The sequence below is a fragment of the Mesorhizobium sp. M1348 genome, assembly GCF_040317925.1.
Classification (GTDB): Bacteria; Pseudomonadota; Alphaproteobacteria; order Rhizobiales; family Rhizobiaceae; genus Mesorhizobium.
In genome coordinates, this window is sequence record NZ_JAMYLH010000064.1 from 1 (window position 1) to 9,636 (window position 9,636).

7 protein-coding genes and 4 pseudogenes are annotated in these 9,636 nt (G+C 58.9%); 6 read left to right on the forward strand and 5 right to left on the reverse strand.

Features of this window, described 5'->3' with window-relative positions:
• A partial coding sequence (locus NKH13_RS35205; RefSeq protein WP_352917432.1) for a hypothetical protein occupies positions 1-218 on the forward strand: 218 nt, incomplete at its 5' end.
• A gap of 455 nt (positions 219-673) precedes the next feature.
• Here NKH13_RS35205 and NKH13_RS35210 read toward each other — a convergent pair.
• Complete coding sequence (locus tag NKH13_RS35210) at positions 674-1,960, reverse strand: exopolysaccharide biosynthesis polyprenyl glycosylphosphotransferase (protein WP_352722134.1); 1,287 nt, start codon at positions 1,958-1,960, stop codon at positions 674-676.
• A gap of 470 nt (positions 1,961-2,430) precedes the next feature.
• Between NKH13_RS35210 and NKH13_RS35215 the strand changes: the two genes are divergently transcribed.
• Together NKH13_RS35215 and NKH13_RS35220 are read left to right on the forward strand one after the other, a co-directional pair.
• Complete coding sequence (locus tag NKH13_RS35215; RefSeq protein WP_352722133.1) at positions 2,431-3,207, forward strand: Crp/Fnr family transcriptional regulator; 777 nt, start codon at positions 2,431-2,433, stop codon at positions 3,205-3,207.
• Positions 3,208-3,386: 179 nt separating this feature from the next.
• Positions 3,387-3,738: pseudogene (locus tag NKH13_RS35220) on the forward strand (alkanesulfonate monooxygenase); the annotation flags it as partial.
• Positions 3,739-4,348: 610 nt separating this feature from the next.
• Here NKH13_RS35220 and NKH13_RS35225 read toward each other — a convergent pair.
• Together NKH13_RS35225 and NKH13_RS35230 are read right to left on the reverse strand one after the other, a co-directional pair.
• Positions 4,349-4,633, reverse strand: a pseudogene (locus NKH13_RS35225) (transposase); the annotation flags it as partial.
• Positions 4,633-5,438 (reverse strand): annotated as a pseudogene (locus NKH13_RS35230) (type IV secretory system conjugative DNA transfer family protein); the annotation flags it as partial. The pseudogenes NKH13_RS35230 and NKH13_RS35225, both read right to left, overlap by 1 nt.
• A gap of 432 nt (positions 5,439-5,870) precedes the next feature.
• On the opposite strand from NKH13_RS35230, the gene NKH13_RS35235 reads away from it, so the two are divergent.
• Together NKH13_RS35235 and NKH13_RS35240 are read left to right on the forward strand one after the other, a co-directional pair.
• Positions 5,871-6,407, forward strand: a complete 537-nt coding sequence (locus NKH13_RS35235) for a TIR domain-containing protein (protein ID WP_502914324.1) — start codon at positions 5,871-5,873, stop codon at positions 6,405-6,407.
• Between the two features lie 12 nt (positions 6,408-6,419).
• Positions 6,420-6,641 carry a hypothetical protein gene (locus NKH13_RS35240; protein ID WP_352722127.1) on the forward strand — a complete coding sequence of 74 codons (222 nt, stop codon included), beginning with the start codon at positions 6,420-6,422 and terminating at the stop codon, positions 6,639-6,641.
• A gap of 331 nt (positions 6,642-6,972) precedes the next feature.
• Here NKH13_RS35240 and NKH13_RS35245 read toward each other — a convergent pair whose 3' ends face one another.
• Positions 6,973-8,028: an IS4 family transposase gene (locus tag NKH13_RS35245; RefSeq protein WP_352722126.1), complete on the reverse strand. Its 1,056-nt coding sequence runs from the start codon at positions 8,026-8,028 to the stop codon at positions 6,973-6,975.
• Between the two features lie 286 nt (positions 8,029-8,314).
• Between NKH13_RS35245 and NKH13_RS35250 the strand changes: the two are divergent.
• Positions 8,315-8,468: pseudogene (locus NKH13_RS35250) on the forward strand (efflux RND transporter permease subunit); the annotation flags it as partial.
• Positions 8,469-8,623: 155 nt separating this feature from the next.
• Here the strand turns inward: NKH13_RS35250 and NKH13_RS35255 are convergent.
• Positions 8,624-9,636, reverse strand: a 1,013-nt coding sequence (locus NKH13_RS35255; RefSeq protein ID WP_352917435.1) for a calcium-binding protein, incomplete at its 5' end; no start/stop codon positions are given.

Sequence of the window (9,636 nt, forward strand, 5' to 3'; positions counted from 1 at the left end):
GCGATGATCTGCTCTTCCGTAAACCGCTTTCTCTTCATCAGTCCGTCCTTCAATCGAGGCCGGACTCTAATCTCAGATGGAGGAAATTACCCGTGGCAGGTCACCAGGGCGGCGGTCGAAATATCGCTGAGGGAATGTCGCCGCTCAAGCTCTTCGAATATATGGCGCACGGCAAACCCATAGTATCCTCCGACCTGCCAGCTATCCGTAAGTCTTGAGGGATAGCGTCAACAACGTTCTGGTGTCGCCGGACAACCCGTCTGACTGGGTCAAGGCCCATCAGCGGCTGCGTGAAAACGAGGTGTTTCGGGATCAGATTGGCCTACAGGCGAAGGCGGACTTTCTGGCCAAGTATAGCCGCATCGCAGGCGCAACCAACATCCTAAAGGAAATCGAGAACCGGATGTCGTCGAGCCGAAGCTTATAGGCTGCACAGTTTTTCTTATTGAAGGCGGCCGCGCCGTCAGCAGGTTTTCCTAATCCACTTCCCGCGCCAGAAGAAATCATGCGCTCATAAAGATCCGGCGACTGAACCGGCGCGAACCCGAATTTTGGGGCTCTATATACTCACTGGCGCGGGATCGCTCGAGCATCAAAATCAAAACTATCAGTTCAATCCCGGACGATGGATTGCCTATCCATGCCGCTTCTGAGGCTGAGAAGCTGCTATACATCAATAGACATTACGATCCGAAAGCACCAGTACAGCGGTTGTCCAAATTATCTTAAGATCGAGCTGCACGCTCCAGGACTGTATGTACCAGAGGTCATGCTCTACGCGTTTTTCCATCCTCCACAGCTCCTTCGTTTCCCCTCGAAAGCCATTGATCTGAGCCCAGCCTGTCAAACCGGGTTTTACACGATGGCGATAAGCATAGCACGCAATAATCGTACTATAGGTATCGTCATGAGCGACGGCGTGGGGTCGCGGCCCCACGAGGGACATTTCCCCCCGAAGCACATTGAATAACTGCGGCAGCTCGTCGATATTTGACTGGCGCAATATTCGGCCAAGTCGGGTAACCCGCGCATCATTACGCTGAGCCTGGCGAATTTCCGCGCCGTTCTCCTGCACGGTCATTGATCGGAACTTGTAAATATTGAATGGCTTACCACAAAAACCCCGCCGCGTCTGCCGGAACAGCACTGGGCGACCGCTCTCCAGCGCGATGGCACACGCGACTACGGCCATCAACGGAAACAGGAACAGCAGTAGCAGTGATGCAAAGGCAACGTCGAATAACCGCTTCAGCAGGCGTTCGGCAGGCCTCAAAGGCGCGCGCTGGACTTCGAAGGCTCGCTGCCAGCCGGTGTGAAGCGGGCATCCGGCCAGAATCTTATCTATGTAGGCATCGGCGAAAAGATAGATCGGCAGCGGGAGGCGGGACATTTCGTCCAGGATGCCTGCGATCAACTTCCGCTGATCCCAAGAGCAAAAGAGATAAACTGCCCCATACGGGTCACTACGGAACGCAGCCTGCGCAGCTGCGACGGCGGCTTGCACCGATCGTGCTGCGATCGTGCCATCATGGTTCTCGATGTTCGAAACGCCGCAAACCGCGATGCCCTGTTGCCCGAGCTTGCCGATTATCCCCTTTTCCATTCCAGGACCGCCAGCGTAAAACAGATAAACTGTGCGCAGGACGAGCTTCTCGGCGGCCAGAAGCCGTTTCAGCACACGCGCTAGAACCACGTGGCCAGGCAGCAGGGTTGGGAATCCGACCGCAAACGCCAGCGTCAAGGAACCGCGGGAGAACGTCGACGTCGTCTTCGTGAGAAAGGCGAGCCAGAGAATTGAAAAGAAAACGAATAGCCACCCGGTGAAGAGTGTTTTGATCACGCGGTGATCGTCCAGGATGCCACTGATGGTGTAGGCGCCTCTGGCCCCCATGAATGCGACAAGCAATAGGCCGGCGGTAACACTTAGATAAATCGTCTCCCAAATATCTGGCGGGCTCACGCCGACGTACCTATGATAGACGTCATTTGACGCAAGAAGTATTGTCTCTCCGAGGAGGAAATCAGCAGTTGCAAGAAACACGCAAACTGCTCCCACAGGAAGCCGTAGCGGTTCTACGCTCCGCTTCAAGAACGCACGCGACGCCTGGGTTGGTGCATGCCGCATGGAGACAAGCCCCCGAATCCTGTTGTATCCCTTCTCCTTCTTGGGGCATGGCACACGCCGTCCCATAGAAGGGGGTTATCCCAACGGCTTTCAGTCGATCACATTTGATTTAAACTCTCTCAGAGACAGGGTCGCTGTTACCCCGGGCACATAGGAGTGACTATTTTATGCTATCCTAATATGGTAACACTTCTGTCTGAGCGCTCTTGCGCGAGAACGGCCCGAAATCGGACTCGTTCTAAGAGTTAGTCAAGGCAACGCTTTAAGGGACCGGGGCGCTTTACCCTATCAGGGGGGCAGTAGCCATGGCAGAGTGCGGCGCTGAGGTTCGGGTCAAACAGCTCGATAAAATACGCTTATTTCAGCAATTTGACCAAGATATTCTTAGTGAACTGGCGAAAGTCGCCGTTCTGCGAAGGGTTCCGAAGAATAAAATCTTAACTCGCCTTGGCGACGTGCCAATTTATATTTACTACATAATTCAAGGAAAAATTCGGCTTAGTGCTCCCCTCTCGGACGGACGAGAATTCATCTTTGCAGATCTTGGTCCCGGTGACACTTTCGACCTGACTAGATTGTTCATCACGCGAAGAAGTAACATGAATGCTGAGTCAGTTGCGGACAGCGACTTGCTGCAAATCGAAGTAGCTTTCATGGTTAGGGTCTTCGACAAACACCCCGATCTCGCATTAAAGGTGATCCCGTACTTGTGCGAAGCAACCCACGACGCGCAGGAGCGAGTGATCCACAGTGCGGCCAGTGCCCTATCCACTCGATTGGCGAGCACGCTCTTGCGATTGACAGAGAGGCCGCACAGCACGGCTACCGTGGATAGAGCTCTGAGTATCCACATTTCGCAGACCGACCTCGCGGCAATGGTCCCGGCTTCTCGAGCGAAAGTGAATCGTTGCCTGAGAGAATGGGAACGGCGGTATATGACGCGATACGACCATGGCTCGCTGACGATCCTCAATCGCGCCGCGTTAGAGTCTGTTGCTCTTGGCGAGATCGCCTTTGATCGTTCAATGATGCATATCCCACGTGCTCGAGCATCTCCGTGGCATGCTCCGGGGAGACAATGAAACCGGAAGTGGTGCCGGTCGTCCTCGCATCCCTCGGTAAAGTCCTTCTCGTCGGCGTCGTAAGTCGCCGCACCGGACATATGCGCCTTCTCACCGGCGTCAGCGCCAATGAGACAGAATTGGGCTAATTGAGAGCGGAGGGTTTCTGAGTCATCGTAGCCTTTCAAAGGCGCAGAAGGTTTTCGCGAATGGATTCCGCCGGCCAGTCGCGCATGGGCCGGCTGCACGGGGACCGTCGCGACAAACTCGAAATCAGCCCGAACCCTGTGGGCCGGCCGTCGGCCTAGCGCGGTGGCGCCGGCACCGCCCTGGTCGGCGACGCGGCGACAATGGCGGAGCGGATCGACGAATACCGCGCATTGGGATCGATACCTTCATCCTGCCCGACTATCCGCATCTGGAGGAAGCCTATCGCTTCGGCGAACTGGTGCTGCCGCTTTTGCCGCTCGATCACGAGGTTTCGACGCGGCCAACGGCCGTTGAACTGGGGCCGTTCGGCGAGACGTGGCTGGCGACCATCGGCCGTCGGCGCTGCGCACGAGCCAGTCTCGGGCGTGCGTCGTCTGCTTCCAGCGTCGTGATGAGGGGAGCGGGGCCTTAAGACTACCGGTAACAAGATGCGGCTCAGTTTTTTCAGATCACTACGATCAGTGAATGTCAGTATCGATGGTTGCGCGTCCCTGATTTGAACCTGCGCCGGCCAAGAGCCGATAACTATCAGGCAGCACGTTTGATGGTCCTCTTGCTCAGCTTTACGACGAAAGCGTTCCTATAGCGCGACAATCTGGGAGAGACCTCTCATCCTGATCGCCGCGCCGCACGTTCCCCTTCTTCATGGCTACCGTTTTCCGGCATGTAGTTCCAAGTGGGGCCGCCAGACGGGTACGCAGGGTTAATCCTGCGTGATCAAGATAGGTCGAGATGAATGTGCACCAGCCTCACGGTTGATCGCGACATTTCGCGAACCCGTCTGCTCGCAATCGCATTGCGCGTGTCTGCTTTCCGGTGCAGGGCCAATGTTCGTACACGGCGTAATCCCGCCGTGTGCATGTCTTTTCACGATGCCGCCGCCGAATCTAGGATGAGGGCTTTGCAGGCCTAGGCGAGGGCAGGGCGCTACGCTAACTTATACCAACGGCCCTCACAAATGACCTGAATGTGCCCACTTCCGTATTCCGATTGAGGTGATTGCGTCGGGCTTTGCGGCAAGCCTTTTCCATGCGTCGCAGGCAGCGTCGATGATGTCGTCATATGTGTCGAAGACGCGGTTGGAGAGGAAATTGGCGCGCAGATATTGCCAGACCTGCTCGACCGGATTGAGCTCCGGAGAGCGCGATGGCAGCAGGATCGGCGTGATGTTCTTTGGCCAGACGAGATTGCCGGTGGTGTGCCATCCGGCTCGGTCCAGCAGCAGCACGGCTTGAGCGACATCGCGGTGGAGGGAATGCCAGACCGCTCGTTGTCGGATTTGTTCAAGAGCTCGCGCGCCGTTGAGGCGACGACGGGATGCGGGCCGATCTCTCCGAGATGCGGCGTCGTCATCATCGCTGCCAGAGTGGTCTCGATCGGCCGCTTTGGGTCTGATAGGAATCCCGCGACGCCGGCCAGCGTCTTGTCGGGCTCGGAGTAGAGTACGTGCAGGATCGCCCGACGAGCAGCGAGTGGCTGGTCTTCTCCCAGTAATTGCGCTTTTCGAGCGGGCCTTCGGGATCGACCAGCACGTCGGCGACATTCTGGACGTCACGCACCTCCCACTCGCCGCGGCGCACTTCGAGAAGCGGGTTGTAGGCGGAGGACTTCCTGTTCGTGGGATCGAACAGCAGCACCCGCCCGTGCCTGGCGTGCCTGGCGCGAAATCCTCCCGTGAGCTGCCAGTTCTCACCCTTGATATCGTGCACGATGGCCGAGCCCGACCAGGTGAGAAGCGATGGCACGACGAGGCCGACGCCTTTGCCGCTTCTCGTTGGCGCGAAGCACAGGACATGTTCCGGCCCGTCGTGACGGAGATAATCGCGATCGAACATGCCGAGTACCACGCCGTCAGCGCCGAGCAGACCGGCGGACTTGACCTCATTCGGTTTCGCCCAGCGCGCCGATCCGTATGTCTCGACGTTCTTCGCCTCGCGCGCCCGCCAGACCGAGATGCCGATCGCCACGGCGATGGAGATGAAGCCGCCAGAGGCGGCGATGAATGCGCCCTCGACGAAGATCGGTGGCGCATAGCTGGCAAAGGTCCTCAGCGGTTCAAATCGGGACTAGCCCTTGCGAGCCGTCGCCAACTAGCGGGGCTCCTTCCACCTCGGCAGGTCATTTCAGGTCGCGACAGCCTAACGCTGAACGCGCGCGCAAGTGCAGTTCTCTCGGTGGCTGCTCTCCACAAGTACCCTATAGACTCGGCCGCGGGCGGGGATCGTTTCCGTGCGTGTCTTGCGCATTCAGCGTGGTTGAGACACCGTGGCAGCGGGGACGGCGGTGGTACGACCTGCTTTAGTGAGGGAATAGATGAACAAGCCCCGCATTTTCCTTGGCTCGCCGGGAGCGCAGATGAAGCTGGTGCAGGCGCTGACGCCCGGCCTCGAAGACGTCGCGCATGTCGATCCCTGGACGACATCCTTCAATCCGGGCACGACCACGCTGACCGTCTCCTCGAGCTTACGCGTGAAGTGGACTTCGCGGCGTTCGTGTTCGCCCGCGACGACTGGACGACGGCCAGCCTGCCCGCTTCCCCTCCCGCTGGTTCCGGCCAGGCTTCTCCGCGCGACAATGTCGTCTTCGAAGCCGGTCTTTTCAGCAGCGTCCTCGGCTTGCGCCGAACTTTCATACTGCATGCGAGCGGTTCGAAGCTTCCGACCGATCTCCTCGGATTGACGTGCGTACGATATGGCGAAGCGACAAACGCTGCCGAGATGCGGACCATCAACCAGAAGCTTCGAAAGGCCATCGAGAGCGAGGGCCGCCTCGCACGCATTGAGGGCCTGTGGTGGCAATTCTCCCTCTCGGCGCGCGGCCCGCGAGAGCCTTCCGCCGTAAGGCCTCCTGCGCATCTCGCGAGCCCTCGACGGTACGCTGGAGCTGCGTGGCCGCTCATGGCAGGAGGACGGCACTCTGTCCGCCAGATACTGGAGCGAAGCCCTGAAGGAGAGGAAGGAGCCTGCCGGCGTTTTCTACTACTGGAACGGAGAACGGCCCCGCGACCCTAATGCACCGCAAAATTGTACGGTACGGGAGAGATCCTGCTGGAGTCCGTCGATCGCGCCGCCGGGTATTTTACGACCCGTTCGGATGGCCCCGAGGGCGTGAACGCGCGGACGTCCGGTGTCTACCTGCGCGCCGATCCGGCGGATTTGGCCATCCTGGACGGAAACGACGATCGCCAGCGCGCGGAGTTGATCGCAGAGCGGCTGGCGCGCTGGAAGTCGATCGCGATCGCCTGAAATCAGGCGTTCGGCATCTCCTTCGCCCACCACGGGACAAGCCACCAGCGGCCTTGCCGGAGCTTATGGGCGCTGTTCTCGCTAGCTGTCACGAACGGGCACTGGATCGGTCGGAGCGACGTTGTAGGATAACATCACACGATATCCCTGCTGCCAAAGAGATCCAACACAGTTTATGACGCAGTAGAGCTAGTGCATCGCTCGAAAAAGTGATCACCGGTTTTTCGAACAAAGCGATGCGCAAACAAGAAGCTACAGTGGTGTCGCGTGATCTCGTTCACGGTACACGACTCAGGCGTGTTTTGAGACCGTAATCGATCTTCGGGGTGCTTTAGCGAGCCATGCATGGGCAGCTGCTTTGGGGCTGTTGAGTATCCAGTTCCTCCAGCGCGTCGAGACCGATACGGAACCACGACTTCTCCAGTCTACCGTGGCTTTTGCGCGGTATGGCCTTCATGCCATGGGTCTGGGTGGCGCATCGATAGGCCCATGTGATGGCGAGCATGACGACGACGATGAGGCTTGCGAGCTTCTCGGGATTGGTGATGTGGGTGTCCTCGAGATTGAGGCCTCGTGTCTTGGTATCACCGAACAGGCATTCGATACCCCACCGCTTTCGGTAGTCGTTGAGGGGCTGCTTCGGATCGGGGCGATTGGTGGCCACGATCAGCCATTCGCCGTTGCCAAGGCGTTTGGCGGCAAGACGAAGAGGCTCGCGCGTGGCGCCTACTGTGCCGTTGATGTGCCCGACGAGGGTTGCGCATCGGGCCCGCCTGCGCCGCAAGAGCGTGGCGAGCGACCATGCGCGACCGTCCTCGAGGGTAACGGTCATGTCGACCTTCACCCGGATGGCAAAGGGGATATTGTTTTCGTTGAGGAAATCCATACATTCGGCGCCGATGAACTCACGGTCGGCGAGCAGGCAGCGGATGGAGGCAGCAGGAAACAGGCTAAGATAACGGCGCGGCAGTGCGATGCGGTGACCCGTGTCGGAGTTGGCCTGATGCGGTAGCAAGGCAAACAGCAGCGGCACCCGGAAGTGCCTTGTGACGATCGCCAACATCAGGATGTTGATGTCGCGCGATCCAAGCTTCCAGTTGGTGCGATCGAGCGCCAGATACTTTGGTCGCTCCAGGTTGAGCATGTGCACTACGAGCCGCGCCGCCACGGCCTGGTCGAGCCGGACGAACTGGAAGAACCGCTGTAGCCGCCGATATTTCGAGGCATGGCACGCCGGGCCGCACAGATGCACGGCCAGATGCGAAAGGTTGACGCTGCGAGACTGGGCAAGCCCGGCGATCAGCGCTGCAAGCGTCACAAGCCGGCTCTTGCTCAATGCAAAGTGCCAACCTAACGTCTCGATGAGAGCGGAATGAATCAGTGGCATGGGCGAAGATCCTTTTGCTGAGGAATCCCGTTCTCACCCTGACTGTCGTGTACCGTGAGATCTCGTTTTCACGCGCACCGCCGTAGGCGCCGGATCAGATCACGAAAAAATCGTCGGCCAGCAGCGTCGGCCTGTTCGTCAGCGTCGCGAGCTGTGTCACGCCGCCTGCGACGTTTCCGTTGGAATCATAAAACAACGCACCCGTAACCTTGTCATAGACGATGTGGTCGTCGGCGTCGTGCGCCCTAGTTCCAGCGAAGAAATACCTTGGCTCGAGGGCTCCGGTGGCTCCAAGCCCCTGCATGCCGCATTGAAGGGCGCGTGCGAAATCGGCTTCACGGTTTTGTCGATCAGCATTTCGCTCGTCGCGGTGTTCATCCCGCTCTTGCTGATGGGCGGCATTGTCGGCCGTCTGTTCCAAGAGTTCGCCACCACGGTAAGTGACGAACTGTATCTGGGGAGCGTCCTCGATACCGCTACAGTCCATGCCAGCACATCTGCACTTAACGAAAGAGGCTGGCGGGGTGCTGGTTGTCCACTTGGTCCTTGTTCGTCACAGCAGCGCCTCGCGCGATGTCGCTTCCCCGTCGGTTCTTCAGGTCACGTAGAAGGAGGCTGCCGAGAGAGATGGGGGGAAAAGCGTGGCGAACTGTGTTTGAGCTGTGCCGCCGATCCCGTCGCTGTCGAAAGAGAGCGCCCCGGTTGCACTATTGTAGATGATATGATCGGAACTGTCGTGCGCTGCCGTCCCGGCATAGAAAGCAGCCTGGGAAAGCGCCCCAACCGGAAGCCCTTTGAAAATGCCATCGTCGAGGTGGATCTTGTCCTGCGAGGAGTTGAAGTCGGTAATCCTGTCGACATTGCCGCTGCTAAGGGTGCTATTGAAGACGAAAGTGTCGTTGCCGCCAAAGCCGGTCAGCGTATCGGCGCCACCGCCGCCGTTGATCACGTTGGCGCCGGCATTGCCCTGGATGGTTTGGGCGAACGCATTGCCGGTGAGGTTGATTGCCGTCGTGCCGGACGCGTTGGTGGTGGCAAGAAGTTCAATCTCCGAGCCGGCCGAAAGCGCATAGCTCACAGAGGTCCACACCCTGTCGTGACCGCCGCCCGAAGCCTCGTTTACCTTGTCGCCGGCATTGTCGACATAGTAGGTGTCGTTGCCGCCATAGCCGGTCATCGTATCGGCGCCGCCGCCGCCGTTGATCACGTTGGCGCCGGCATTGCCCTGGATGGTTTGGGCGAACGCATTGCCGGTGAGGTTGATTGCCGTCATGCCGGACGCGTTCATGGTGGTGAGAATCTCGACCTGAGAGCCGGCGGAAAGCGCATAGCTCACTGAAGCGAAAACCCTGTCGGTGCCGCCGCCCGAAGCCTCGTTTACCTTGTCGCCGGCATTGTCGACATAGTAGGTGTCGTTGCCGCCATAGCCGGTCATCGTATCGGCGCCGCCGCGGCCGTTGATCACGTTGGCGCCGGCATTGCCCTGGATGGTTTGGGCGAGCTCGTTGCCGGTGAGGTTGATTGCCGTCGTGCCGGACGCGTTGGTGGTGGCAAGAAGTTCAATCTCCGAGCCGGCCGAAAGCGCATAGCTCACAGAGGTCCACACCC

What these genes read in the sequence shown, in the direction of transcription:
- NKH13_RS35215 (WP_352722133.1), top strand. Translation starts at nt 2,431, where the DNA reads ATGGCAGAGTGCGGCGCTGAGGTTCGGGTCAAACAGCTCGATAAAATA.
- NKH13_RS35245 (WP_352722126.1), bottom strand. Translation starts at nt 8,028, where the DNA reads ATGCCACTGATTCATTCCGCTCTCATCGAGACGTTAGGTTGGCACTTT.